A 24,978-nucleotide genomic window follows, 5' to 3' on the forward strand; every position below is an offset into this window, starting at 1 on the left:
TGTTTCATGCTGTTGCTTCAGGTGTGGGTGTTGGTAACTTAATGTTTCTGTTTATTTGGTTTGTTTAAACTATTTTCGACATGTAGTCCTTGTCCTGCACTGATATGTATTAACAGGTGGCCAGGTGTGAGTCCGACATCGCTCCTCACACCTGGCGGGCGTGTAATACGCTTACACCGGGCTTGAACGTCCCGTCATCTCCCGTGCCATTTCACTGGCGTAGCTGTCGGTCATCCCGGCAATGAAATCGATCATGCGCAGGAACGATGTATACAGTGGTGCATCGGGATTGGGGGCGCTATTGCCGAGCAGGTCGAGGATGCGTCGGCTCTTGAACGATGGCGTGCGCCCACCGTGTTGTTCAAGCGCCGCGCCGCAGAACGAGTTGAGCAGTATTTCGAGGGTGGTGTAGGCGCCGATTTCATGCAGCGTCTTGCGCTTGTCCTGGAAGATCTTCTTGCGTGCCATGTCCTTGGCTTGCAGGACGCAGCGTTTGGCCGGGCCATGCATGTGTTCGACCAGGTCACCCTGCAAACGCCCCGACAGCAAGGCATCCTGTTGTTCGACAAACGCGCGGGCGGCGGCATTGGTCAGGTGTTCGATGGCCTTACCGCGCAGAATCGCCAGCTTGCGCCGACGTGAATCGCCGGGGCCCAGCTGGCGGTAGGTTTCCGGCAGATCGTCACCCACCAGGTTCAACAGCAGCGATTCCACTTCCGGGTAGTCGAGCAGTTCCATTTCCAGACCGTCTTCGAGGTCGATCAGGGCGTAGCAGATGTCGTCGGCGGCTTCCATCAGATACACCAAGGGGTGCCGGGCCCAGCGTTGATCTTCAATCTGCGGCAGGCCGAGTTTGCCGGCAATCTGTTCCAGCAATGGCAGTTCGCTCTGATAGCAGCCGAACTTGTGCTTCTTGTAGCCCAGCGCGTCGGCATGGCGGGCGGTCCAGGGGTATTTCAGGTAGGTGCCGAGGGTTGCGTAGGTCAGGCGAGTGCCGCCGTCGAACTGGTGATATTCCAGTTGGGTCAGGACCCGGAAGCCCTGGGCGTTGCCTTCGAAATTGAGAAAGTCGGCACGCTCGGCGTCGGTCATTGCATCGAGCCAGCCGCGCCCGGCTGCCTGCTGGAACCAGTGGCGAATGGCATCTTCACCGGAATGGCCAAAGGGCGGATTGCCGATGTCGTGAGCAAGGCAGGCTGACTGCACGACCATGCCAAGATCGCTGGGCTCGCACCATTCAGGCAACTGGCGACGCAGCGTTTCACCGACACGCATGCCCAGTGAACGGCCGACGCAGCTGACTTCCAGCGAATGGGTCAGGCGTGTGTGAATATGATCGTTGCTGGATACCGGGTGCACTTGGGTCTTGCGCCCCAGGCGGCGGAAGGCACCGGAGAAAATGATCCGGTCATGGTCTTTGTGGAAGGGGCTGCGGCCCAGCTCTTCAGGGCTGTGCAGGGTCTTGCCGAGACGTTCGCGGGTGAGCAGGGTGTGCCAGTCCAAGGCCGGTTCTCCAAAACAGGGGCAGGCGCCTAGCTTCCCGTGTCGGCGCGGCACCTGCAAGTCTATCTGTGGGGACGGGCCCGATACTCAGCGCTTGCTGGCAGCGCCCTGCATGACCAGCTTGAGCAATGGCAGCAGGCTGCTGCCCAGGCGAATCATCCGGCTCAGGCTACCGTTTTTGGCGCCCTTGCCGGTCAGGAATCCCAGCACCACCACCGCAGCGATTCCCCACAGTGGTGCATGCTTGATGCCCAGTCCACCCTGCAGGCTGTCGCCCATGGCGCGCAGACGGGTCAGGGGGTTGAGCAACTGCCCGGACTCATGGCGGATTTCCTGGCGGTGCATCTCCAGGCGCAGGCGCACCAGCGCCTTGCGCAGCTCACGCCGGTTGGTGGTTTTCGGTAACTCAGACAGGCTCATGGCAACAGGCGCTCCCGGTCCTTGGCAAGTTCTTCGAGGGTCGAGCTGAAAGGTGACGATTCATCGTACACCGCAGCTTTCAGGCGCAAGGCACAGAACAGCGCCGCCAAACCGTAGAACACACACAGGCCGATGACGCCGGCCAAGCGGTAACTGTCCCACAGCAGCACCAGTACCAAAGCTGATAGGGCGACCAGCAAGAGCAGGGCAAACACCAGGGCCAGACCGGCAAACAGCAACAGGCTCAGGGTGCGCGCTTTCTGTTCCTGCAGTTCAATACCGAACAACTCGACATGGCCGTGCAACAGGCCGAGTACAGCTGCGCCCAGGCGTTTGCTCGACGCAGCGCTGGTGCCGTTGGATTCACTTTCCATAGTCAACCTCAGCGCCGATTGGCCAGCAGACCAATCAGAAAGCCGACCCCGGCAGCAATGCCGATCGATTGCCAGGGGTTGTTCTGTACGTAGTCTTCGGTCGCGCTCAGGGCTGCCTGGCCGTGCTCGCGGACCGAATCCTGGGTCAGTTGCAGGGTTTCCCGGGCACGCATCAGGCTCTCGTGGATCTGACCGCGTAATTCGTCGGCTTGATCACCGGCCAGAGTGGCGGTGTGTTCCAGCAATTTCTCGGTGTCACGTACCAACGCCTGAAAATCAGCCATCAATATCTCTTGAGCAGTCTTTGCCGATTTGCTGGTCATGGGGCTCTCCCTAAGGGTTGTGGCTATTTCGAGTCGCGAGCGCTGGCGAAGGTTCAGTGAAAATGCTGGTACAGGTTTTGCTGTTCCAGGGTGCGCTCAGGTCCGGCGCCTGCGCCAAGTTCGCACACGGAAGGCAGCCGGGCCTGTAAACCTTAACCCAATCCACGACAAACCCAAGGAAAAACTCCAGATACCAGCAGGATCGGCCAGGGAGGTGGCGCTCGGATGATCCAGGCTGGTGCAAAAAGGAGTCACTCCGCGCTGTCTTGGTGCTTTCGAAAGGCCTGCCGATTCCATGGAAAACCTGCAAAGTGCGGTGGACACTCTGATCCACGGCTCCAACACACTCTTCATTCTGCTGGGCGCCGTGATGGTGCTGGCCATGCACGCCGGGTTTGCCTTTCTGGAAGTGGGTACCGTGCGTCACAAGAACCAGGTCAACGCGCTGTCGAAGATTCTCAGTGACTTTGCTGTATCTACCCTGGCGTACTTCTTCGTTGGTTACTGGATTTCCTATGGCGTGAATTTCCTGCAGCCTGCGGCGGTGCTCAGTCATGAGCATGGTTATAGCCTGGTGAAATTCTTTTTCCTGCTGACCTTTGCCGCGGCGATTCCGGCAATCATTTCCGGCGGTATCGCCGAGCGGGCGCGCTTTGCTCCGCAGATGTGCGCTACGGCGCTGATTGTCGCTTTGGTCTATCCCTTCTTCGAAGGCATCGTCTGGAATGGCAATCTGGGCTTGCAGGCCTGGTTGCAGGCCCAGTTTGGCGCCAGCTTCCATGACTTTGCCGGCTCTGTGGTGGTGCATGCCATGGGCGGTTGGCTGGCCTTGACGGCAGTGCTGTTGCTCGGCCCGCGCAACGGGCGTTACCGCGATGGCAAGCTGGTGGCGTTCGCCCCTTCGAACATTCCCTTTCTGGCGCTGGGTTCGTGGATCCTGATTGTCGGCTGGTTTGGCTTCAACGTCATGAGCGCGCAGACCCTGCAAGGGGTCAGTGGCCTGGTCGCGGTCAACTCGTTGATGGCTATGGTCGGTGGCACGGTGGCGGCTTTGCTGGTCGGGCGCAATGACCCGGGCTTTTTGCACAACGGTCCGTTGGCTGGATTGGTCGCGGTGTGCGCGGGCTCTGACCTGATGCACCCGGTTGGGGCGTTGGTCACGGGTGCAATTGCCGGGGCGTTGTTTGTGTGGTGCTTTATTGCGGCGCAGAACACCTGGAAAATCGACGATGTGCTGGGCGTCTGGCCGCTGCACGGATTGTGCGGTGTGTGGGGTGGCATCGCCTGTGGAATTTTCGGTCAGACAGCGTTCGGTGGCCTGGGTGGCGTGAGCCTGATCAGCCAGTTGATCGGCAGCCTGGCCGGGGTGCTGGTGGCGCTGGTGGGCGGCTTTGCCGTGTATGGCGTGATCAAACTGTTGCTCGGCCTGCGCCTGAGCCAGGAGCAGGAGTATTACGGCGCCGACCTGTCGATCCACAAGATCGGCGCCACCAGCCAGGATTGATCAGCGCCCGGCGACCAGCCGCGCCTCGCAGGCTGCCAGGGCCGGTAGCGGGCCGCTGAGCAGCACTGCGTCGCCGGCATGCAGGCACGTGTCGGCGCTCATCGCCAGCTCTTCGCCATTGCGTTGTACCGCCTGCAGCTCGACACCGAACTGCTCCAGATCCAGTTCGGTCAGCGGACGCCCGCAGGCGTAGGCCTCGGCGCCAAGGTTGACCGCATGCATCATCGCTTTGGGCAGGCCTTCGCTGTCGACCGGGCTGGTCTGGGCGCCTTGATAGAACGCCTGGAGCATGCGGTAGCGGGTCTGGCGTACTTCGTCGATGCGTGCTTGTACGTGCTCCATGGGCAGGCCAAGCATGACCAGTGCATGGGAGGCGAGCATCAGACTCGATTCGAGCAGCTCAGGTACAACGGCGGTGGCACCTGCCGTACGCAGCTCTTCACGCTGGCTGTCATCACGGGTACGCACCAGGATCTGTATCTGGGCGTGACGTTCACGAGCCGCTTTGAGCACGCTCATGGCAATGTCGGTTTTATCCACGGCAATCACCAGCAGGCGTGCGCGCTCAAGGCCGATGGCGCTGAGCAGTTCGCCGCGCCGTGAGTCGCCGTAGTGCACGCTGCTTTCGCCAGCCGCAGCTTCCTGAACCCTTACCGGATCGTCATCCAGGGCAATGAAGGGGATGTTTTCACGGCGCAGGAAGCGCCCGATCGATTGCCCGACCCGGCCATAGCCGCAGATCAGCACGTGACCGCTCATTGAGGCGCTTTGCGCCTCGATGGCCTCCAGCTGGACTTCCTCGTTGGGCTTGCGGTGCAGGTGGGCGGCGATGGTAGGGGCGGCACGCAGTAGCAACGGTGTGACCAGCATTGAACAGAAGGTCGCGGCCAGCAACAGATTGCCCATAGCTTCGGGCAGTAGATCGGTTTGCTGCATCTGTGCCATCAGGGCGAAACAGAATTCACCGCCTTGGGCCAAGGCCAGGCCGCTGCGCCACGCAGTTTCGGCATCGCTGCCACGCACCCGGACCAGTGCTGCGACTACGCAGCCTTTGACCAGCAACAGGCCCAAGGTCAGGGCGAGGATTTCCAGGCCATGGGTGGCGAACAGTTGCAGGTCGATCAGCATGCCGATACTGACGAAAAACAATCCCAGAAGAATGTCGCGGAAAGGGCGGATATCCGCTTCGATCTGGTGGCGATAGTTGCTCTCACCCAACAACATGCCGGCCAGGAATGCGCCCAGTGCCGGCGACAAACCGAGCAAGTGAGTCAACCAGGCGGTCAGCAGGACGATGACCAGTGCCAGCAACACGAACAGTTCCGCTGAGTGGGAGCTGGCCACTTCGTGAAACAGACGCGGCAGCAGCCAGCGGCTGGCTAGCAACAGACCGACGAAGAGGATCACGGTTTTGCCCAGGGTCAGCGGCAGGGCCCAGTACCAGGCCTGGCCACCGTCACCGGCAAACACCGGAACCAGGGTCAGCAGCAAGACCGCTATCACATCCTGGAACAGCAATACGCCGATAGCGTTCTGACCATGGCTGCTGAAGATCTCACCGAGACTGGTCAGTTCTTTACTGACGATAGCGGTGGATGACAACGCCAGACCTGCACCCAACAATAACGCCGTGTTTGCGGGCATGCCCATCAGGGCCAGCAGCCCGGCCAGCAGTATCGACGAGCAGATGACCTGCAGGCTACCCAGGCCAAACACCACTTTGCGCAGGGCGAGCATTTTCGACAGGGAAAACTCCAGGCCCAGCGAGAACAGCAGGAATACCACGCCCATTTCGGCAAGGTCGGGCAGTTCTTCGCTTTCATTGACCCAGTTCAGCGCCGTGGGGCCGACAAACAGGCCAACACACAAATAGCCCAGGACAGGCGGCAGCTTCAGGCGCCTGAAGAAGGCAATGACGACTAGCGATGAGGCCAGGATGATCAACAGGTTGGCGAACACAACACACTCCATGTAAGAAAGCAGCAAAAAACCATTAAGCATGAACCATAGCTGCTGGTCGGACGCTGATCAGGATCAGTCGTCCGTCACTGAACAGACGCCAGAGCCCCGCGCTCGACGGCCCCCGACTGCAGACCTAGAATAATGATCCCTTCCTTCTTTTGCCGGTACCCGTAAATGCCTCCTGAATGCCAATTGTTCGGCACCCTGGGTTGCCACCTGTGTGAAGTGGCCGAAGCCTTGTTGATGCCTTTTGTCGAGCATGGCCTGCTGGTTGAGCTGGTGGATATTGCCGATGACGAGTCGCAGCTGGCCCGTTATGCATTATTGATCCCGGTGCTGCGTCGATGCGATACAGGCGCCGAGCTGAACTGGCCGTTCGATGCCGAGCAAGTGGTGGCCTTCCTGCGTTGAAATAAGCGCTTCGGCGGAGATATTTCCTGCCGTGCACGGCAGGGCGGGGGTGTGGACAATCCTTGGGTGTTTTTACTCATACCAAGGAGCGGACCATGTACCTGAGCGAACACTTCACGCTGGCCGAAATGACGGTGTCGGAGACCGCCGCGCGTCTGGGTATCGACAACACCCCGGATGCCCAGACGCTCGTCAACCTGCGCAGGCTGTGCACTTTTCTGGAACAGATACGCCAGTTGGTCGATAAACCGGTGTTGGTCAGCAGCGGTTATCGCTGCCTTCAATTGAACGAGATCATTGGCGGTTCGCTTCAGAGCGCTCATACCGACGGTCTGGCGGCAGACATCAATGTGCCCGGGCTGACCCCTCGGAAGCTGGCACGCGGTGTGGCAGACAGCCCGTTGATGTTCGATCAACTGATTCTCGAGTTCGACCAGTGGGTGCATGTGGGGCTCTCCCTGGCGCCTGAACGCCGGCAATTGCTGACCATTCGCAAGGGTACTGGCTACCTTCCCGGGTTGGTCTGAACGCTGTCTGATTGACGCGTCCAATAACTCTGAATATGCTGTATATAAATACAGTGTTGAGGTGGCGTTTGCCTCGAGGATCCAAACCATGGTCAATGTCGAACAACTGAAATACACCGTCAATCGTATGCCCACCGCCATGGTGAGCGAGGCGGTGCTCGAGTTGCGCCTGGATGGCCTGGTGCTGGAAGGCAAGACGCCTTTCAACAAACTGCACTTCAACACCTGCTTCGCTGAAATCGAAGCATTGTTCCAGCGTGCCGGCTATCACCGTCCGCTGGATGTGGTCGGTTACCAGGGCTTGTTGTATGCCCTCTACGACCCTGGTCGCTGGGAGGCGGTTGACGTGTTGCGCTGGCTCAAGGAGTTCATCGAGGCTGCCGCAACCCGGACTGGCTGAGGCGCCAGGCTTGCGGGATAATGCGCGGTCTACCAGTCACGAGCGTTCCCATGGCCACTGCCCCTTTTGACCCGGCCCAGCATCAAGCCAGTACGGTCTGTCTGCCACCTGGCAACTGGGCGACCGTGCTCGATTGCCTGAGCGAGCATTTCAAGGCGATCGGGCGTGAGCAGTGGCTTGACCGGATCGTCCGCGGCCGGGTACTGGATGCCCAGGGTGAACCGATCAGTGCGGCGCTGGCTTATAAGCAGGGGCTGCGCATCCACTATTTTCGCGAAGTACCCAACGAGAAACCGATCCCGTTCGAAGAGCAGATCCTGCACGTCGACGAGCATCTGGTGGTGGCCGACAAACCGCATTTCCTGCCGGTCACGCCTACCGGCGAATATGTCGAACATACCTTGTTGCGGCGGCTGATTCGCCGCCTGGACAATCCCAACCTGGTGCCTTTGCATCGTATTGATCGGCATACCGCCGGGCTGGTGATGTTTTCCGCCAACCCCCAGAGCCGATCAGCCTATCAGTCGCTGTTCCCCAACCGTCAGATCGACAAGCGCTACCAGGCGATTGCCCAGGCCTTGCCGCAACTTGAGTTTCCATTGACGCACAAGAGCCGCATGGTCAGTGGCGAGCCGTTCTTCCGTATGCAGGAGGTCGAAGGGCAGAGCAATAGCGAGACCCTGGCCGAGGTGCTGGAGAAGCACGGCGAACTCTGGCGTTATGGCCTGTCGCCGATCACTGGCAAGACGCACCAGTTGCGTGTGCACATGACAGCGCTGGGCGCGAGTATCTGCAACGATCCTTTTTATCCTCAGGTGCTGCAGGACCAGGATGACTACAGCAAACCGCTGAAGTTATTGGCGCAGAGCTTGCGCTTCAAGGATCCACTGAGCGGTGAAGAGCGGTTTTTCGAAAGCCGGCTGACGCTCGACTGGTAAGGCGGGAATCGGCGCACCCGCAAGCGGATGCGCCGTTTTTTCAGCGGTTGAAACGCTCGACCAACGAGTACTGAGTGGTCGCGGTGCGCGTCAGTTCTTCACTGAGCAAGGCCGAATGCTGGGCTTGCTCGGACGTTTGGTCAGCCAGCTCGGCGATAGTGCTGATGTTGCGGCTGATCTCGTCGGCCACAGCAGTCTGTTCTTCGGTGGCAGCGGCGATCTGGGTGGCCATGTCGGTAATGTTGGCCACCGCTTCGCTGATACCGACCAGTGCCTGGTCGGCTTCCATTACCCGCGCCACACCTTCTTCGGCCTGGCGATGACCCGATTCCATCGTCTGCACGGCATTGCTGGCGGTTTGCTGCAGCTTGGCAATCAGGCCGTGAATCTGCCCGGTCGATTCGCTGGTGCGTTGGGCCAGTTGGCGAACTTCATCGGCCACCACGGCAAAGCCGCGACCCATCTCGCCAGCTCGCGCGGCTTCAATCGCAGCGTTGAGCGCCAGCAGGTTGGTCTGGTCAGCAATGCCTTTGATCACATCGACCACGCCGCCGATTTCATCGCTGTCGCGCGCCAACTGGGTGACGGTCAGGCCGGTTTCACCAACCGCCGCCGACAGACGCTGGATGGCTTCGCGGGTTTCACCGGCGATGTCACGGCCACGACCGGTCAGCCGATTGGCTTCCTGGGTGGCGTCGGCGGTGCGCTGCACGTGGTTGGCCACTTCCTGGGTGGTGGCGGCCATCTGGTTGACTGCGGCGGCGACCTGTTCGGTCTCGACCCGTTGACGCTCCAGGCCCGAAGAGCTGTTGTGGGCCAGGGTATCGGACTGACGGGCCTGTTCGTTGAGGTGTTCTGCCGTGTCCTGCAGGCGGGTCAGGCAGGTCTTCATCCGCGCATCCTGACTGAGCATGGCCATTTCCAGGCGTGCCTGGACACCGCGGCTGTCAGTGTACATTTGCGCGATCAACGGATCGGAGGTGGACTGCTCGGCCAGGCGCAGCAGGCGCTTGAGGCCGCGCTGCTGCCAGCTCAGGCCCAGCAGGCCAAGTGGCACCGACAGGGCGGCGGCCAAGGCGAAGCCCCAGGAGTGGCCCAGCCAGTTACCGATCAGGAAGCCGACCTGGCTGACCAGGATGAACGGCAGCCAGTCTTGCACCACGGGCAGCCACTTGTCGCGACGCGGGATCGCCGGCTTGCCCTGATTGATGCGCTGGTACAACGCCTCGGCCCGGCGGACCTGCTCGGCAGTCGGCTTGACCCGCACCGATTCAAAGCCAACCACCTGGTTGTTCTCGAACACCGGGGTGACGTAGGCGTTGACCCAGTAGTGGTCACCGCTCTTGCAACGGTTCTTGACGATGCCCATCCATGGCAAGCCTTGCTTGAGCGTGGCCCACATGTGCGCGAACACCGCAGGCGGGACATCGGGATGGCGCACCAGGTTGTGCGGCGCGCGCATCAGCTCTTCGCGGGAAAAACCACTGATCTCGACGAAGGCGTCGTTGCAATAGGTGATGACACCCTTGGTATCGGTGGTCGAGATCAAACGTTGTTGAGCTGGGAAAGTCCGTTCGCGCTGGGTTATTGGCTGGTTATTACGCATTAGCTGTTCAATCCGCAAGGCTTTCGAGGGTTATCGGCAGCGTGGGGGTTTTGTTGAATGATATTTTGCAAAAGTCAGCAAGTGACCGCGTGTTCACGACGGTATCAGCATCGGATAGGTAAAACCGGCGAAATGTGCCAGGTTAAGGCCGAAATGGCAGAGTACTGCGGCGATCAAGCCGCCGTAGCGGTAAGCCAGACCATAGCCGATGCCGGCCAGGGAGGCGAGCAGTACCCAGTGCCAGCCAGCGCCCAGGTGCGCGAGGCCGAACAGGCCGGCGGCGAGGAGCAGGGCCAGGTGCTGATTCTTGAGTAAACGTTGGAGCCCGTCCTGGATGTAGCCCCGAAACAGCAGTTCTTCGGTCAGGCTGACCAGCAGCAGGTTATTCAGCACCCAGAGCCAGGCTTGTTCGGGCCATTTCGGCGCCCAGGCAATCATACCCAGCAACCAGGCACCGCCCAGGCACGCGGCAATCACTGCCGGCAACGTCGTGGCCAGGCTCGGCAGCAGGTGTTTGCCACCCATCGTCAGTACCCAGGGGCAGGCCAGCAGCAGCCACAAGCCGATCAACGGCTTGTCCAGATTCAGGTACATGGAAAAGGGCACGGCGCCTTCGCTGAACACCACCTTGTCGATGACCTTGGCGCCGTGGAAACCGGGCAGCCAGTGCAACGCCAACCCTAAAGCCAGTAGTACGAACAGGGCATGGCCAGACAATTGCTGCCAGCGTGGCGAGCGGTTGACCAGCAAGCCGGCGCACAGCAGGGCAATCAGGCTGGGCAATGCGAGCAGGCCCAGGCTGCCTTTGACGAGGGAGAAGACGTAACCAAAGCCTAACAGGGCCAGTCCGATCCATTGGGAAACAGGCATGCAGATTCCATTATTCGGTGAAAACGTGAGGTCTACGACTCCCCTGACGTAACCCAGGACACGCATGCCTGCAGTATCACCCCCCTGCAACCGGCTCTCACCGCGAGCGTAAAAAGTCGGCAAAGGCCCGGCCACAAAGGGCCGGGCCCGTGCTTCACGCTGCGATCAATTGCCGCAGTACATAGTGCAGGATGCCGCCCGATTTGAAGTATTCCACTTCGTTCAGGGTATCGATCCGGCACAGCACCTCGATGTGCTCCTGACGGCCATCCTGGCGGGTGATTTGCAGGCTCAGGTTCATGTGCGGGTGGATCCGCGCGTTGCTCAAGCCGAGGATATCGATACGTTCGCTGCCATCCAGGTCCAGGCTCTTGCGGGTCTGTCCGGCAGTGAATTGCAGCGGCAATACACCCATGCCCACCAGGTTGGAGCGGTGAATACGCTCGAAGCTTTCTGCCAGCACCGCCTTGATTCCCAACAGGTTGGTGCCTTTGGCCGCCCAGTCGCGGCTGGAGCCGGTGCCGTATTCCTGACCGGCAATCACCACCAGCGGCGTACCGTCAGCCTGGTAGCGCATGGCCGCATCGTAGATCGCCATTTTCTCGCCGCTTGGCACATACAGGGTGTTGCCACCTTCTTCGCCGCCAAGCATTTCGTTGCGGATACGAATGTTGGCAAAGGTGCCGCGCATCATCACTTCATGGTTACCGCGGCGCGAGCCGTAGGAGTTGAAGTCGCGCGGTTCCACGCCTTTATCGCGCAGGTAGCGCCCGGCAGGGCTGTCGGCCTTGATGTTGCCGGCCGGGGAGATGTGGTCGGTGGTCACTGAGTCACCCAGCAAAGCCAATACCCGCGCACCGCGAATGTCCTCGATCGCCGGCAAGGGACCAGTAATGTCATCGAAGAACGGCGGGTGCTGGATGTAGGTGGAATCGTCCTGCCAGACATAGGTGGCCGCCTGTGGTACTGCAATCGCTTGCCATTGAGCGTCGCCGGCGAAGACTTCGGCGTATTCCTTGTGGAACATCGCCGTATCGACACTGGCGACCGCCGCGGCGATTTCCTGCTGGCTTGGCCAGATGTCACGCAGGTACACCGGCTGGCCATCCTTGCCGGTACCCAGGGGTTCGCTGCTCAGGTCCAGGCGCACGCTCCCGGCCAGGGCATAGGCCACCACCAGCGGTGGAGACGCCAGCCAGTTGGTTTTCACCAGCGGGTGCACGCGGCCTTCGAAGTTGCGGTTGCCCGACAGCACCGAGGCAACGGTGAGGTCGGCGCCGGTGATGGCTTTCTCGATGGCATCGTCCAGCGGCCCGGAGTTGCCGATACAGGTGGTGCAGCCATAGCCGACCAGGTCGAAGCCCAGTTCATCCAGATAGGGTGTCAGGCCAGCCGCCTTGTAGTAGTCGGTTACCACCTTGGAGCCTGGGGCCAGTGAACTCTTGACCCAGGGTTTGCGTTTCAGGCCTTTCTCGACGGCTTTTTTCGCTACCAGGCCGGCGGCCATCATCACACTGGGGTTGGAGGTGTTGGTGCAGGAGGTAATCGCGGCGATTACCACCGCGCCGTCGCGCAACACATGCTGCTGGCCTTCGTGTTCATAGCTGACCTCGCCAGCCTGGTCGGCGTTGCCCACGGCGACACCGCCGCCACCTTCACTTTCCAGACGGCCGACGTCTTTGGTGGAGGCGCGCAGCTGCAAGCCGAGAAAGCTGTCGAAGGCCTGGCTGACCTGCGACAGGGCGACCCGGTCCTGAGGGCGTTTGGGCCCGGCTAGGCTGGCTTCGACTTCGTGCATGTCCAGGGCCAGGGTGTCGGTGAACACTGGCTCCTGGCCGGGCAAACGCCATAGGCCCTGTTCCTTGCAATAGGCCTCGACCAGTTTGACCGTGTCTTCGGGGCGGCCAGATAAGCGCAGGTAGTCCAGGGTCACCTGATCGACCGGGAAAAAGCCGCAGGTGGCGCCGTATTCCGGGGCCATGTTGGCGATGGTGGCGCGGTCCGCCAATGGCAGGTCAGCCAGGCCGTCACCGTAGAATTCGACGAACTTGCCGACTACGCCTTTCTTGCGCAGCATCTGCGTGACAGTCAGCACCAGGTCGGTGGCGGTGATGCCTTCGCGCAGCTTGCCGGTCAGCTTGAAGCCGATGACTTCCGGAATCAGCATCGATACCGGCTGACCGAGCATGGCCGCCTCGGCTTCGATACCACCGACGCCCCAGCCGAGTACGCCCAGGCCGTTGATCATGGTGGTGTGCGAGTCGGTGCCGACCAGGGTGTCGGGGAAGGCATAGGTGCGGCCGTCTTCTTCGCGAGTCCAGACGGTGCGGCCCAGGTACTCCAGGTTGACCTGGTGGCAAATGCCGGTGCCCGGTGGCACCACGCTGAAGTTATCGAAGGCATTCTGGCCCCAGCGCAGGAAGGCGTAGCGTTCGCCGTTGCGTTGCATTTCGATGTCGACGTTCTGCTTGAAGGCCTCTTGGCTGGCGTAGCGGTCAACCATCACCGAGTGGTCGATGACCAGGTCCACCGGCGACAGCGGATTGATCCGCTGCGGGTCACCGCCGGCCTTGGCCATGGCGGCGCGCATGGCTGCCAGGTCGACCACGGCGGGAACCCCGGTGAAATCCTGCATCAGCACCCGCGCCGGGCGGTACTGGATCTCGCGGTCGGAGCGGCGCTCCTTGAGCCAGTCGGCCAGGGCACCGAGGTCGGCGCGGGTGACGGTCTTGTCGTCTTCCCAGCGCAGCAGGTTTTCCAGCAGCACCTTCAGCGACATGGGCAGGCGCTGCAGGTCGCCGAGGCTCTTGGCGGCTTCGGTCAGACTGAAGTAGTGATAGGGACGGTTGGCGACCGTCAGGGTCTTGAGGGATTTCAGGCTATCGAGCGAGGGCATTACCAACTCCTTCTGCGTAGGTGTTCGGCGATCTTCCTTGCTGTCGCCGATTCACCGCCTCTATGACGGTCCGCACGGCACGGACCTGGCTGAGCGGTCAGGTTAGACCTGTTTGGCGCACCTGACCAAGTACTGGACCGGCGGGGCATGTCGCCGGTTCCGATCTTGCTTTATCATTCGCGCATTTGCCGGGGCAGTGCATTGCCTCCGGTCAGGGTTGGGGCCAATGGCCGCCAGCCGTCCTGGAGTGAAGATGAATACCCTGTTTATGCATTGCCGGCCCGGCTTCGAAAGTGAAGTCTGTGCCGAAATCGCCGAGCATGCCGCCCGGCTGGACGTCGCCGGCTACGCCAAGGCCAAACCGCAGAGCGCCTGTGCCGAATTCATCTGCAACGATGGCGAAGGCGCCGAGCGCCTGATGCGCGAACTGCGCTTTGCGCAACTGATTTTCCCCCGCCAGTGGGCGCGCGGTAGTTTCATCGAACTGCCAGAAACCGACCGTATCAGTGTGCTGCTCGAGTCCCTGGGTGATTATCCGGTGTTCGGCAGTGTGTGGCTGGAGGTGATGGACACCAATGACGGCAAAGAGCTGTCGACCTTCTGCCGCAAGTTCGAGGTGCCGTTGCGCAAAGCCTTGAACAAGGCCGGGCGCCTGGTTGAGGACTCGAGCAAGCCGCGTCTGCTGCTGACTTTTGTCAGTGGTCGGCGGGTATTTGTCGGCGTTGCCGCTGCGGACAATTCGGCGATGTGGCCGATGGGTATTCCGCGCCTGAAGTTTCCGCGTGAAGCGCCAAGCCGCTCGACCCTCAAGCTGGAGGAAGCCTGGCATCACTTCATTCCCCGAGAGCAGTGGGATGCACGGCTGTCCGATGACATGACCGGCGTTGACCTCGGTGCCGCGCCGGGTGGCTGGACGTACCAGCTGGTCAAGCGTGGCATGCTGGTGACTGCCATCGATAACGGCCCAATGGCCGAGAGCCTGATGGACACTGGCCTGGTTCAGCACCTGATGGCTGACGGCTTTACCTACAAGCCCAAGCAGACGGTGGACTGGATGGTCTGCGATATCGTCGAGAAGCCGGCGCGCAGCGCAGCGTTGCTGGAGACCTGGCTGGGCGAAGGCTTGTGCCGGGAGGCGGTGGTCAACCTCAAGTTGCCGATGAAACAGCGCTATGCCGAAGTGCGCCGCTTGCTGGAGCGGATCGAAGAGGGATTCAAGGCGCGCAAGGTCAAGGTCTCGATTGGCTGCAAGCAGCTGTATCACGACCGCGAAGAGGTGACTTGCCACCTGCGGCGCCTGGATCTGAAACCGCGCTGAGTCTATTTGTAGGAGCGGATTCACCGGGACGCCGGACCGCCGCGATGGACTGCGCAGCAGTCCCATTTATCGGCTGCTCCCATCGCGGATAAATCCGCTACTACGGCCTTTGATTATTGCCCGCACAACGGTGAGGGAGCGACAATAGCTGATTGTTTCCGGAGTTCTACATGACTGATTTCACCCCAGACGCCATCCTCGACGCCACCGGCCTCAACTGCCCGGAGCCGGTGATGATGTTGCACCAGCACGTGCGCGACCTGGCTGCCGGTGGCCTGCTCAAGGTTATCGCCACCGATCCATCGACCCGTCGCGATATCCCCAAGTTCTGCGTGTTCCTCGGCCATGAACTGGTCCAGCAACAGGAAGATGCCGGCACCTACCTGTACTGGATCCGCAAGAAGCTCGACTAAGCGCGCTGCGCCCGGCGAATGTGCTTGCCACTGCTGCGCGCCAGGCGAATCGACAGCATCAAGGCCGCGCAGGTCAAGCCGGCGATCAGGCCTTCCCACAAGCCGTTGGGGCCACTGGCGGGGCCGAAGTAGTCGGTCAGGCCGAGTACGTAACCCACCGGCAGACCGATGCCCCAGTAGGCGAACAGGGTCAGGATCATGGTTACCCGGGTGTCCTGGTAGCCGCGCAGGGCACCCGCCGCGATCACCTGGATGGCGTCGGAGAACTGGTAGAGCGCGGCATACACGATCAGCATCGCGGCAATCTGGATAACCGCCGTGTCCGGGGTGTAGATCGAGGCGATCGCCTCGCGCATCAACAGGATCAGGCTCGCCGAGAAACAGGCGAACACCAGGGCCGCGGCCAGTCCCACCAGCGCGGCAAAGCGTGCCTGGCGCGGTTCGCCGGCACCGATTGCCTGGCCCACACGTACCGTCACCGCCATTCCCAGTGAATACGGAATCATGAACAGCAGCGAACTGATGTTCAGGGCGATCTGGTGGCCGGCCACCACGGTCGGGCCGAGGCTACCGATCAGCAGGGCGATCACCGCGAAGATGCTCGACTCGGCGAACACCGCGATGCCGATTGGCAGGCCAACGCCCATCAGGCGCTTGATGACCGGCCATTGCGGGCGCTCAAAACGTACCAGCACCCGGCTGCTCTGGTAGGCCGGGGCCCAGCGGGTCCAGGCGGCCATGCTGATGGCCATGAACCACATGACGATACCGCTGGCCCAGCCGCAGCCAACGCCGCCCAGGGCGGGCAGGCCGAAGTGCCCGTAGATCAGGATGTAGTTCAGCGGGATGTTCAGCAGCAGGCCCAGGCAGCCAATGACCATGCTCGGACGGGTGCGGCCGAGGCCGTCGCTGTAGCAGCGCAGCACATAGTAGAGGGCAATGCCGGGGAAGCCGAAGGCAATACCTTGCAGGTAGCCCATGCTCGGCTCGACCAGTTGCGGATCGACCTTCATCACCTGCAGGATCGGTTCGGCGCTGATCAACAAGCCACTGGCGATCAGACTGACCGCGACTGCCAGCCACAAGGCCTGGCGCACCAATGGCCCGATTTCGCCGTGCTGACCGGCGCCAAAGCGTTGCGCCACCTTTGGGGTGGTGGCCAGCAGGATGCCGGTCATCAGCAGGAACACCGGAATCCAGATCGAGTTGCCCAAAGCCACCGCCGCCAGGTCGCGCGGGCTGACCCGGCCGGCCATGACCGCATCGACGAAACCCATGGCGGTGGTGGCCAGCTGGGCAATGATGATCGGTGTGGCCAGCAGCAACAGGCTGCGCAGTTCGGCGCGTACGCGCGCGGGGCGGGACAGGGGAGGGGAAAGGGTGTTGCAGGTCTGAGGTGTCACAAGACAGGTGTCCAGAAAGGTGCACAAAGCCGACTAGTCTACGCTTTGACGCATTGGTCAGGAAATCCATCCGGCGCTTTTGTCTGCGGCTGGATTAGCGCCCCTGCATGGGCCTACACTGCGCACCCCCGATAGGAGAGCGCCATGCTGATAGTTGCCGACGAGAATATTCCGCTGCTCGATGCCTTCTTTGCAGGTTTTGGCGAAATCCGCCGCTATCCAGGGCGCGCCATTGACGCCGCCTGCGTGAAGGACGCCGACGTCCTTCTGGTGCGCTCGGTGACCCGTGTCGACCAGGCGTTGCTTGAGGGCAGCAAGGTGCGTTTCGTCGGTACCTGCACCATTGGCACCGATCACCTGGCGCTGGATTATTTCGCCCAGGCCGGTATCCAGTGGTCCAGTGCGCCGGGCTGCAATGCCCGTGGGGTGGTCGACTATGTGCTGGGCAGCTTGCTGACCCTGGCCGAACTCGATGGCGCCGACCTGCCTGGCCGTACCTATGGTGTGGTTGGCGCAGGTGAAGTGGGCGGGCGTCTGGTTGAGGTGTTGCGCGGGCTGGGCTGGAAGGTGCTGGTGTGTGATCCGCCGCGCCAGGCCCGGGAAGGCGGCGATTATGTCAGTCTGGAAACGGTTCTCGCCGAGTGCGATGTGATCAGTCTGCATACCCCGCTGACCCGCCAGGGCGAACACGCCACCTGGCACTTGCTCGACAGCGAGCACCTGGCGGCGCTGCGTCCGGGGACCTGGCTGATCAACGCCAGCCGGGGACCGGTGATCGACAACACTGCACTGCGCGAACTGCTGCTGGCGCGTGAAGACGTGCTGGCAGTGCTGGATGTCTGGGAGGGTGAGCCGCAGGTCGACCTCGAGCTGGCCGACCTCTGCGTGCTGGCCACCCCGCATATCGCTGGCTACAGCCTGGATGGCAAACAGCGTGGCACTGCACAGATCTATCAGGCCTTCTGTGCCTGGCGCGGTGAGCCTGCGTCGGTGCTGCTGGAGGATCTGTTGCCCCAGCCCTGGCTGGCCGAAATCGGCCTGCAGGCTGAAACCGACCCGGCCTGGGCCTTGGCTACCCTGTGCCGTGCGGTGTATGACCCGCGCCGGGATGACGCCGACTTCCGCCGCAGCCTCAGCACTGATGCGCTTGAGCAGAAAGCCGCGTTTGATGCCTTGCGCAAGCACTATCCGCCACGTCGCGAGATTGAGGGATTAATGGTGCGCCTGCACGGGGACGCACCAGACCTGGCACAGATGGTCCGGGCCCTGGGTGGCGTGTTGCTGTAAAACACAGGCAATAAAAACCCGGCGCATGCGCCGGGTTGAAGAATTCGTCTGGTTCAGTCTTTCTTGGCGGGATCTTTGCGGCTTTGCTCCAGCTTTTGGCAGGCCTCCTGGACCATCGCTTCGGTGATGGTGATCTCTTTGCCATCCGGGCCGATGATCGAGCCGCCGACAGGTGTCTGCGGGTTCGGCGCGGTTTTGGGCTGGGTGTTGCCTTGTTGCAAACTCATTTCCTGTCTCCTCATCAGGTTGCAAGCTCAGACTAGAATCGCCTAGTGACCGAGCTATGACAGCTCCTTCGGTTATCACTGTACGACCCTTCCAGTCGACCAGAAAGCCGAGTAAACCTCCAGTGCTGCGTTAGAACGAAACGGTCTAGTGGTCAGCAGGACTAACCTAAACAGCGGTTATTTCCCCGGCGTTCCTTGGCGCAGGACGAGCGGTCAGGTGTACGCTGGGTAAAATCGCTGATTTCTGGTCCCTACATGCTCAATCGCTTTTCCCCTCGCCAACGTCAGGCAATGCGTCTGGGCTGGCGTTTCATTCGCCCGTATCGCAAACAGGTCCTGCTGGCCTTGCTCGCCCTGGTCGTTACTGCCGGCATCACCTTGTCCTTGGGCCAGGGTATCCGCCTGTTGGTCGATCAGGGCTTCATGACCCGTTCGCCGCAGCTACTCAATCAGTCCATCGGCTTTTTCCTGATGCTGGTGCTGGCCTTGGCCATTGGCACATTCAGCCGCTTTTACCTGGTGTCGTGGATCGGCGAACGCTGTGTGGCCGATATCCGCCAGCAGGTGTTTGATCATCTGATTTACCTCCACCCTGGTTTTTTCGAGAGCAATCGCAGTTCAGAGATCCAGTCGCGGCTTACCGCCGACACTACCTTGCTGCAGTCGGTGATCGGCTCATCGTTGTCGATGTTCCTGCGCAATGCGCTGATGGTGCTCGGCGGTATCGTGCTGTTGTTCGTCACCAACCCCAAGCTCACCAGTATCGTGGTGCTGGCGTTACCGCTGGTGCTGGCGCCGATCCTGATTTTCGGGCGACGGGTACGCAGCCTGTCGCGCCAGAGCCAGGACCGGGTGGCCGACGTCGGCAGCTATGTGGCCGAGACCCTCGGGCAGATCAAGACGGTACAGGCCTACAACCACCAGCCCAGCGATCAGCAACGTTTCGGCCACACGGTCGAGGCGGCCTTTGCGGTCGCGCGCAAGCGCATCCTGCAGCGCGCCTGGCTGATCACCCTGGTGATCGTGCTGGTGCTCGGGGCCGTGGGCGTGATGCTCTGGGTCGGTGGCATGGATGTGATTGCCGGGCGCATTTCCGCAGGCGAACTGGCAGCCTTCGTGTTCTATAGCCTGATCGTCGGCAGTGCCTTTGGCACCCTCAGTGAAGTGATTGGCGAACTGCAACGCGCCGCCGGGGCAGCGGAGCGGATTGCCGAGCTGTTGGCCGCACGCAGCGAAATCAGCGCACCGGCACAGGGGCTGGAGCGCTCGGCACCGCGGGTCAGTGGGCGGCTTGAACTTCGCGATGTCCGCTTTGCCTACCCGTCGCGCCCTGAGCCTGCGGCAATCGATGGTTTGAGCCTGATTGTCGAGCCTGGGGAGACGCTGGCGCTGGTCGGGCCTTCGGGGGCGGGTAAATCGACCTTGTTTGACCTGCTGTTGCGCTTCTATGACCCCCAACAAGGGCAAATACGCCTGGACGACCAGGACCTGAAGCGACTCGACCCGCAGGACCTGCGCCGACACTTCGCCCTGGTCGCACAGAATCCGGCACTGTTCTTCGGCACCGTCGAGGAGAACATTCGATACGGCCGGGCCGATGCCAGCGCAGCGCAGGTTGAGGCGGCCGCGCGCAGTGCCCATGCCCATGATTTCATCCTGCAACTGCCCGAGGGCTATCAGACCCACCTGGGCGATGCCGGCCTGGGTTTGTCGGGCGGTCAGCGTCAACGCCTGGCCATTGCCAGGGCCTTGCTGGTGGATGCGCCGATCCTGCTGCTGGACGAGGCCACCAGCGCCCTCGATGCCCAGAGCGAGCACCTGATCCAGCAGGCGCTACCGACCTTGATGAGCGGGCGCACCACCCTGGTGATCGCTCACCGTCTGGCCACGGTGCAGCATGCCGATCGCATCGCGGTGATCGATCAGGGCCGCCTGGTCGCCATCGGCACGCACCGCCAATTGATCGCGCAAAGCCCGTTGTATGCGCGCCTGGCGGCCCTGCAGTTCAACGTCGTGACGGAAATGTGACAGCGTTCCGCGGGCTGTCACATTTCTGTAGCAATCGCCTGAGACTATCTGCTCCAGCTGTTGCGTAATGCTCGAATCAGGCTGCTATCGAACGATGGCAGCTTTTTTTTCGCCTGCGCCGGTTGCCAGTGAACGAGGACAAGGACGTCTTTGCCTGGTCGATGCAATCCAGCGTCGTTTCCTTCCTCCTTGTTCCGAGATTCCTTCCGATGTTGCGTAAATCTCTCAGAGTGCAAATCCTCGCGCTACTTGCTGGCAGCCTGTTGGCGATACTGATGATCGCTCTGGTCTGCTTTCAATTGCTGTCGTCCAGCGTGCGCGGTTATGGGCAATTGATCGACGGGCCATTGCAGGCTTCGCAATTGATTGACGAGGCCAATCTGCAGTTCAAGGTTCAAGTCCAGGAGTGGAAGAACGTGCTGTTGCGCGGCAAACAGCCAGCCGATCTGGATAAGTACTGGCAGCAATTCCTGGCCCGTGAGCAGCAGGTGCAGGGCATTCTCGACCAGTTGATCCAGAGCAGCGACGCTACGCTCAAGGCCCGCGCCGAGCAGCTCAAGGAAAGCCATCGCCAGTTGGGCCAGGCGTATGCGCAAGGGCGTCAGGCGTTCCTTGCCGCAGGGGCTGACCCGACCGCCGGCGACCAGGCGGTCAAGGGCGTGGATCGTGCGACCAGTGAGCAGATGAGCGAACTGGTCAGCCAGCTGCGCAGCGATGCCCAGGCGCGCGCCCAGACCATCAGCCAGTCGGCAGAGCGCACCGTGTGGCTGGGGCTGCTGGTGATGTTCGGCTCGGCAGTGCTGGTCGGCCTGTTCAGCCTTTGGCTGGTCAACCGTAGCCTGATCGAACCGATCCGCGGCCTGATCGAGTATGTCGCACAGCTGAGTCAGGGGCGTTTCGAGGCGCGGGTGGCCAGTGACCGTCAGGATGAGCTGGGGCGTCTGGCCGTGGCCGCCAATACCTTGCGCGACTTCCTCGCCGATACGTTTACCCGCCTGCAGAACAACGCCGGTGAGCTGGAAACGGCCAGTGGCGAATTGCGCAGCATTGCCGGTGGTATGGCGCGTGGCACCGATGACCAGTTCCAGCGTACTGACCAGGTGGCCACGGCCATGCACGAAATGTCCGCCACCGCTCAGGAAGTGGCGCGCCATGCCGCTGAAGCCGCGCGTGCGGCCGATGACGCTGATCACAGTGCCCAGGCAGGTGAGCAGGTAATGCAGGCCACCATCGACACGATTGCCACGGTCAATCAGGAGATTGCCGGTACGGCGGCGGTGATTCGCCACCTGGAGGCTGACAGTGCCAGGATCGGCAAGGTGCTGGAGGTGATTCGCGGGATTGCCGAGCAGACCAACCTGCTGGCACTCAATGCTGCTATCGAAGCGGCGCGGGCGGGGGAGGCCGGTCGCGGCTTTGCCGTGGTCGCCGATGAGGTGCGCAGCCTGGCGCAGCGCACAGCTGCCTCGATTGCCGAGATCAACCAGATCATCAGTGCCGTACAGTCCGGCGCCCTGGAGGCGGTCAAGGCCATTGAAAGCGGTCAGCAGCGCAGTGAGGAGGGCGCCGAACAGGTCCAGCGTGCCGGCCAGATGCTGCAGCGCATCACCCTGGCCGTCGAGGCGATCCGCGACATGAACCGCCAGATCGCCACGGCCGCCGAAGAGCAGACCAGCGTGGCTGAAGACATCTCGCGCAACCTGGTGGAAATCACCCGCATCGCCACCGCCAATCAGCAAGCGGTGCAACATACCGAGCAGGCCGGGCATCGCCTGCATGGTCTGTCGGGGCAGCTCGGCGAGGTCACCGCGCGGCTAAGCGCCTGAAAAAAGGGGGAAATCCGCCACATTTCGCACAGCAGGGGCGGCGATGTGGCGGATTGTCGCCAGAAAAACCGTTAAAGATGGGGTGCGACGACTCGTCCTAGCTATTAGCCGTTGGTCTTGCAAAAGTTGGCCTGTTTCGTGCTTAAAGGCGGTCAGGCCTAGGCCATGCAAGCACCCGGCGTCAGGCTTCAATGCCCATCGTCAGGGTGACGACCGTTCCCGATCCATCGAACAACCCCAGCTGCCAACCATCGCCCGCGCGTCCAGGCTGCTTGCCTGAACGCCGAGCCCCGCTAAGCTTTGGTCTGCGCGAGCAACAACAAGAATCCGGGCGTGCACAACGGGATGAGCGGTCATTGCCAATTACTTCACCTCAATTGGATTGAACTATGAAAAAAATCCTGCTGACGCTCCTATGCCTGAGTGTCATCGGTTGCTCCAAGCCCAGCGAGCCAGAGAAAAGCGTAGATGTACTGCTGATCGGCGGCGGCATCATGAGTGCAAGTCTCGGGACTTACCTCAATGAGCTGGAACCGACCTGGTCGATCGATATCTACGAGCGCCTGGACAAGGTCGCCGAAGAAAGCTCCAACGCCTGGAACAACGCCGGTACCGGCCACTCCGCCTTCTGCGAACTGAACTACACCAGCGAAGGCGCCGACGGCAAGATCGACATCAGCAAGGCGGTCGGGGTCAACGAGCAGTTCGAGATCTCCAAGCAGTTCTGGGCCTACCAGGTCGAGCAGAACGTGCTGAGCAATCCGAAATCGTTCATCAACAACGTGCCGCACATGAGCTTTGTCTGGGGCGACAAGAACGTCGAGTTCCTCAAGAAGCGTCATGAAGCCCTGCAGCACAGCTCGCTGTTCCGCGGCATGGAATACTCCGAAGACCACGCGCAGATCCAGAAATGGGTGCCGATCGTGATGGAAGGCCGTGCCGCCGACCAGAAGATCGCCGCGACCCGCATGTCGATCGGTACCGACGTCAACTTCGGCGAGATCACTCGTCAGATGATCGCCTCGCTGACCAAGCACGACAACGTCAAGCTGCATGTGCAGCACGAAGTGCGTGACATCGTGCGCAACGCTGACAATACCTGGACCGTGGTCGTTGCCGACCTGGCCAACAAAGGCGTCGAGCGTAGCGTGAAGGCCAAGTTCGTCTTCATCGGTGCCGGTGGTGGCGCCCTGAAGCTGCTGCAGAAGTCCGGTATTCCTGAAGCCGAAGGCTATGCAGGCTTCCCGGTCGGCGGTCAGTTCCTGATGACTGACAACCAGGACATCGTTGCCCGCCACAAGGCCAAGCTGTACGGCAAGGCTTCGGTCGGTGCACCGCCAATGTCCGTTCCGCACCTGGACACCCGTGTGATCGACGGCAAGGAAGTCCTGCTGTTCGGCCCGTTCGCGACCTTCTCGACCAAGTTCCTCAAGAACGGTTCACTGCTGGACATGTTCGCGGCACTGACCACCCACAACATCATGCCGATGACCCACGCCGGTATCGACAACATCGACCTGAGCACCTACCTGATGGGTCAACTGATGCTCAGCTTCGACGATCGTATGCAAGCGCTGCGTGAGTACTTCCCGAACGCCAAGAACGAAGACTGGAAACTGCTGCAGGCCGGTCAACGCGTTCAGGTGATCAAGAAGGATCCGGTCCACGGTGGTGTGCTGCAGTTTGGTACCGAAGTCGTGGCTGCCCAGGACGGCACTATCGCTGCGTTGCTGGGTGCATCGCCAGGTGCTTCGACCGCCGCGCCGATCATGCTCAGCGTGCTGGAGAAGACCTACAAGGATCGCATCAAGACCCCTGAGTGGCAGGCCAAGCTGAAGGAAATCGTTCCGACTTATGGTCAGAAGCTCAACAACAACCTTGAGCTGACCAACAAGACCCGTGAATGGAGCAGCTCGCGCCTGGGTCTGCTGTATGTTCCGGTGCTGCCGGAAGAGACTGCTGCAGTACAGGCTGAGCCTGCACTGTAAAGGTTGAATCGGTAATAAAAATAGCCCCCTGTTCAGGGGGCTATTTTGTTCGTGGGACAAGCCTCACAGATGCAGTTCAGCCTGTGGGAGCGGGCTTGCCCCGCGATCAGCGCTGAATCAGCGATGCTTGTCGGCATATTTGTTACCCAGTGCGCCACCGGCCGCGCCACCCAGGCCGGCACCGATCGCCGAGCCGGTGCTGCCACCGAGCTTGCCACCGATCAGCGAACCGCCAGCCGAACCCAGACCGCCACCAATGGCCGCCTCGGTCTTGTTGCCCTTCTTCGCGGCCATGGCACCACCTGCCGCGCCACCGACGCCGGCACCAATCGCAGCGCCGGTGCTGCCGCCGAGCTGTTTCCCGACCACATTACCCAGTACACCACCCAGGCCGCCGCCCAGGGCAGTCTGGCCATCGCCGGCCACGGCGCCTTGCGCACACAGCAGGCCCAGTGTCAGGGCGGCAAGAGTCTTACGCATGTGTTTCAACCTCTGAGTTCGAAAGGCGCGCATTTTGCTGGCCTCACCATCGCGGTGCAATGCTGGCCAGTGCAATTCGTCGTAATGCAGGTACGAAAAAGCCCGCATGAGAGCGGGCTTTTTGTCGAGTGATCTGGTCGGAGAGACAGGATTCGAACCTGCGGCCTTCTCGTCCCGAACGAGACGCGCTACCTGGCTGCGCTACACTCCGATGGAGAAAATATTACTCAAAATTTTCTCCTCGACAAGCCCCCTGAGAGGGGGCTGTCGCAAG

At 61.3% G+C, this 24,978-nt stretch carries 22 protein-coding genes, 1 tRNA gene and 1 pseudogene; 12 read left to right on the plus strand and 12 right to left on the minus strand.

Annotated features, from left to right (window positions below; genetic code table 11):
* Positions 1-171 precede the first annotated feature (171 nt).
* The 4 genes from ACVI9W_RS20400 to ACVI9W_RS20415 form a co-directional block, all read right to left on the minus strand.
* On the minus strand, positions 172-1,503 hold the full coding sequence (locus ACVI9W_RS20400; protein ID WP_461530984.1) for a deoxyguanosinetriphosphate triphosphohydrolase: 1,332 nt from the start codon (positions 1,501-1,503) through the stop codon (positions 172-174).
* Positions 1,504-1,590: 87 nt separating this feature from the next.
* Positions 1,591-1,923 (minus strand): hypothetical protein, encoded by a 333-nt coding sequence (locus ACVI9W_RS20405; RefSeq protein ID WP_157191808.1) that lies wholly within the window; start codon positions 1,921-1,923, stop codon positions 1,591-1,593.
* Positions 1,920-2,297: a phage holin family protein gene (locus tag ACVI9W_RS20410; RefSeq protein ID WP_422415242.1), complete on the minus strand. Its 378-nt coding sequence runs from the start codon at positions 2,295-2,297 to the stop codon at positions 1,920-1,922. Before ACVI9W_RS20410 ends, ACVI9W_RS20405 begins: the two co-directional genes overlap by 4 nt.
* Before the next feature lie 8 nt (positions 2,298-2,305).
* Entirely contained in the window at positions 2,306-2,620 is a 315-nt protein-coding gene (locus ACVI9W_RS20415; RefSeq protein WP_342624817.1) for an ElaB/YgaM/YqjD family protein, read from the minus strand.
* A 295-nt stretch (positions 2,621-2,915) separates the two neighbouring features.
* Between ACVI9W_RS20415 and ACVI9W_RS20420 the strand changes: the two genes are divergently transcribed.
* Positions 2,916-4,124: an ammonium transporter gene (locus ACVI9W_RS20420; RefSeq protein ID WP_342624818.1), complete on the plus strand. Its 1,209-nt coding sequence runs from the start codon at positions 2,916-2,918 to the stop codon at positions 4,122-4,124.
* On the opposite strand, the gene ACVI9W_RS20425 is transcribed toward ACVI9W_RS20420, so the two are convergent.
* Complete coding sequence (locus ACVI9W_RS20425; protein WP_422415239.1) at positions 4,125-6,083, minus strand: monovalent cation:proton antiporter-2 (CPA2) family protein; 1,959 nt, start codon at positions 6,081-6,083, stop codon at positions 4,125-4,127. It lies immediately after the preceding gene.
* A gap of 177 nt (positions 6,084-6,260) precedes the next feature.
* Between ACVI9W_RS20425 and ACVI9W_RS20430 the strand changes: the two genes are divergently transcribed.
* From ACVI9W_RS20430 to ACVI9W_RS20445, 4 genes are all read left to right on the plus strand, one after another.
* Entirely contained in the window at positions 6,261-6,497 is a 237-nt protein-coding gene (locus tag ACVI9W_RS20430; RefSeq protein WP_038608834.1) for a glutaredoxin family protein, read from the plus strand.
* Between the two features lie 95 nt (positions 6,498-6,592).
* Positions 6,593-7,024, plus strand: a complete 432-nt coding sequence (locus tag ACVI9W_RS20435; RefSeq protein ID WP_461530985.1) for a D-Ala-D-Ala carboxypeptidase family metallohydrolase — start codon at positions 6,593-6,595, stop codon at positions 7,022-7,024.
* An 88-nt stretch (positions 7,025-7,112) separates the two neighbouring features.
* Complete coding sequence (locus tag ACVI9W_RS20440; RefSeq protein WP_422415236.1) at positions 7,113-7,424, plus strand: transcriptional regulator; 312 nt, start codon at positions 7,113-7,115, stop codon at positions 7,422-7,424.
* A gap of 50 nt (positions 7,425-7,474) precedes the next feature.
* Positions 7,475-8,362: a pseudouridine synthase gene (locus ACVI9W_RS20445; protein WP_422415235.1), complete on the plus strand. Its 888-nt coding sequence runs from the start codon at positions 7,475-7,477 to the stop codon at positions 8,360-8,362.
* Between the two features lie 40 nt (positions 8,363-8,402).
* Here ACVI9W_RS20445 and ACVI9W_RS20450 read toward each other — a convergent pair whose 3' ends face one another.
* From ACVI9W_RS20450 to acnA, 3 genes are all read right to left on the minus strand, one after another.
* Entirely contained in the window at positions 8,403-9,968 is a 1,566-nt protein-coding gene (locus tag ACVI9W_RS20450; RefSeq protein WP_038608840.1) for a methyl-accepting chemotaxis protein, read from the minus strand.
* Positions 9,969-10,061: 93 nt separating this feature from the next.
* Positions 10,062-10,838, minus strand: coding sequence for a CPBP family intramembrane glutamic endopeptidase (locus ACVI9W_RS20455; protein ID WP_461530986.1), 777 nt, complete (start codon positions 10,836-10,838; stop codon positions 10,062-10,064).
* Positions 10,839-10,992: 154 nt separating this feature from the next.
* Complete coding sequence (gene acnA / locus ACVI9W_RS20460) at positions 10,993-13,734, minus strand: aconitate hydratase AcnA (protein ID WP_461530987.1); 2,742 nt, start codon at positions 13,732-13,734, stop codon at positions 10,993-10,995.
* A gap of 253 nt (positions 13,735-13,987) precedes the next feature.
* On the opposite strand from acnA, the gene rlmM reads away from it, so the two are divergent.
* Together rlmM and tusA are read left to right on the plus strand one after the other, a co-directional pair.
* A complete protein-coding gene (gene rlmM / locus ACVI9W_RS20465) occupies positions 13,988-15,052 on the plus strand; it encodes a 23S rRNA (cytidine(2498)-2'-O)-methyltransferase RlmM (protein ID WP_461530988.1) in 1,065 nt (354 codons plus the stop codon).
* Between the two features lie 170 nt (positions 15,053-15,222).
* The gene (gene tusA / locus ACVI9W_RS20470; protein ID WP_038608848.1) at positions 15,223-15,465 is read left to right on the plus strand and encodes a sulfurtransferase TusA; all 243 of its coding nucleotides are present in this window, start codon (positions 15,223-15,225) and stop codon (positions 15,463-15,465) included.
* Here tusA and ACVI9W_RS20475 read toward each other — a convergent pair.
* Positions 15,462-16,868 (minus strand): MATE family efflux transporter, encoded by a 1,407-nt coding sequence (locus tag ACVI9W_RS20475; protein ID WP_461530989.1) that lies wholly within the window; start codon positions 16,866-16,868, stop codon positions 15,462-15,464. The two genes, tusA and ACVI9W_RS20475, sit on opposite strands and share 4 nt — an antisense overlap.
* Before the next feature lie 144 nt (positions 16,869-17,012).
* On the opposite strand from ACVI9W_RS20475, the gene pdxB reads away from it, so the two are divergent.
* Complete coding sequence (gene pdxB / locus ACVI9W_RS20480; protein WP_461530990.1) at positions 17,013-18,155, plus strand: 4-phosphoerythronate dehydrogenase PdxB; 1,143 nt, start codon at positions 17,013-17,015, stop codon at positions 18,153-18,155.
* Positions 18,156-18,208: 53 nt separating this feature from the next.
* Here the strand turns inward: pdxB and ACVI9W_RS20485 are convergent, their stop codons facing one another.
* Entirely contained in the window at positions 18,209-18,382 is a 174-nt protein-coding gene (locus ACVI9W_RS20485; RefSeq protein WP_191831935.1) for a PA1571 family protein, read from the minus strand.
* A 255-nt stretch (positions 18,383-18,637) separates the two neighbouring features.
* Here ACVI9W_RS20485 and ACVI9W_RS20490 point away from each other — a divergent pair, with 255 nt between their 5' ends.
* From ACVI9W_RS20490 to mqo, 4 genes and pseudogenes are all read left to right on the plus strand, one after another.
* Positions 18,638-20,410 (plus strand): ABC transporter transmembrane domain-containing protein, encoded by a 1,773-nt coding sequence (locus ACVI9W_RS20490; protein ID WP_461530991.1) that lies wholly within the window; start codon positions 18,638-18,640, stop codon positions 20,408-20,410.
* A gap of 782 nt (positions 20,411-21,192) precedes the next feature.
* Positions 21,193-21,351: pseudogene (locus tag ACVI9W_RS20495) on the plus strand (HAMP domain-containing protein); the annotation flags it as partial.
* Between the two features lie 171 nt (positions 21,352-21,522).
* A complete protein-coding gene (locus tag ACVI9W_RS20500) occupies positions 21,523-22,236 on the plus strand; it encodes a methyl-accepting chemotaxis protein (RefSeq protein ID WP_461531849.1) in 714 nt (237 codons plus the stop codon).
* A gap of 389 nt (positions 22,237-22,625) precedes the next feature.
* Complete coding sequence (mqo, locus tag ACVI9W_RS20505) at positions 22,626-24,224, plus strand: malate dehydrogenase (quinone) (RefSeq protein WP_461530992.1); 1,599 nt, start codon at positions 22,626-22,628, stop codon at positions 24,222-24,224.
* A gap of 117 nt (positions 24,225-24,341) precedes the next feature.
* Here mqo and ACVI9W_RS20510 read toward each other — a convergent pair whose 3' ends face one another.
* Both ACVI9W_RS20510 and ACVI9W_RS20515 read right to left on the minus strand, forming a co-directional pair.
* On the minus strand, positions 24,342-24,704 hold the full coding sequence (locus ACVI9W_RS20510; protein WP_157191826.1) for a glycine zipper domain-containing protein: 363 nt from the start codon (positions 24,702-24,704) through the stop codon (positions 24,342-24,344).
* Between the two features lie 134 nt (positions 24,705-24,838).
* Positions 24,839-24,915, minus strand: a tRNA-Pro gene (locus tag ACVI9W_RS20515).
* Positions 24,916-24,978: the final 63 nt, after the last annotated feature.

This window comes from Pseudomonas sp. 210_17 TE3656 (assembly GCF_054821965.1).

Coding starts and splice junctions, on each gene's coding strand:
- ACVI9W_RS20405 (WP_157191808.1), bottom strand. CDS start 1,923: ATGAGCCTGTCTGAGTTACCGAAAACCACCAACCGGCGTGAGCTGCGC.
- ACVI9W_RS20410 (WP_422415242.1), bottom strand. CDS start 2,297: ATGGAAAGTGAATCCAACGGCACCAGCGCTGCGTCGAGCAAACGCCTG.
- ACVI9W_RS20415 (WP_342624817.1), bottom strand. CDS start 2,620: ATGACCAGCAAATCGGCAAAGACTGCTCAAGAGATATTGATGGCTGAT.
- ACVI9W_RS20420 (WP_342624818.1), top strand. CDS start 2,916: ATGGAAAACCTGCAAAGTGCGGTGGACACTCTGATCCACGGCTCCAAC.
- ACVI9W_RS20430 (WP_038608834.1), top strand. CDS start 6,261: ATGCCTCCTGAATGCCAATTGTTCGGCACCCTGGGTTGCCACCTGTGT.
- ACVI9W_RS20435 (WP_461530985.1), top strand. CDS start 6,593: ATGTACCTGAGCGAACACTTCACGCTGGCCGAAATGACGGTGTCGGAG.
- ACVI9W_RS20440 (WP_422415236.1), top strand. CDS start 7,113: ATGGTCAATGTCGAACAACTGAAATACACCGTCAATCGTATGCCCACC.
- ACVI9W_RS20445 (WP_422415235.1), top strand. CDS start 7,475: ATGGCCACTGCCCCTTTTGACCCGGCCCAGCATCAAGCCAGTACGGTC.
- ACVI9W_RS20450 (WP_038608840.1), bottom strand. CDS start 9,968: ATGCGTAATAACCAGCCAATAACCCAGCGCGAACGGACTTTCCCAGCT.
- ACVI9W_RS20455 (WP_461530986.1), bottom strand. CDS start 10,838: ATGCCTGTTTCCCAATGGATCGGACTGGCCCTGTTAGGCTTTGGTTAC.
- acnA (WP_461530987.1), bottom strand. CDS start 13,734: ATGCCCTCGCTCGATAGCCTGAAATCCCTCAAGACCCTGACGGTCGCC.
- rlmM (WP_461530988.1), top strand. CDS start 13,988: ATGAATACCCTGTTTATGCATTGCCGGCCCGGCTTCGAAAGTGAAGTC.
- tusA (WP_038608848.1), top strand. CDS start 15,223: ATGACTGATTTCACCCCAGACGCCATCCTCGACGCCACCGGCCTCAAC.
- pdxB (WP_461530990.1), top strand. CDS start 17,013: ATGCTGATAGTTGCCGACGAGAATATTCCGCTGCTCGATGCCTTCTTT.
- ACVI9W_RS20485 (WP_191831935.1), bottom strand. CDS start 18,382: ATGAGTTTGCAACAAGGCAACACCCAGCCCAAAACCGCGCCGAACCCG.
- ACVI9W_RS20490 (WP_461530991.1), top strand. CDS start 18,638: ATGCTCAATCGCTTTTCCCCTCGCCAACGTCAGGCAATGCGTCTGGGC.
- ACVI9W_RS20500 (WP_461531849.1), top strand. CDS start 21,523: ATGCACGAAATGTCCGCCACCGCTCAGGAAGTGGCGCGCCATGCCGCT.
- mqo (WP_461530992.1), top strand. CDS start 22,626: ATGAAAAAAATCCTGCTGACGCTCCTATGCCTGAGTGTCATCGGTTGC.
- ACVI9W_RS20510 (WP_157191826.1), bottom strand. CDS start 24,704: ATGCGTAAGACTCTTGCCGCCCTGACACTGGGCCTGCTGTGTGCGCAA.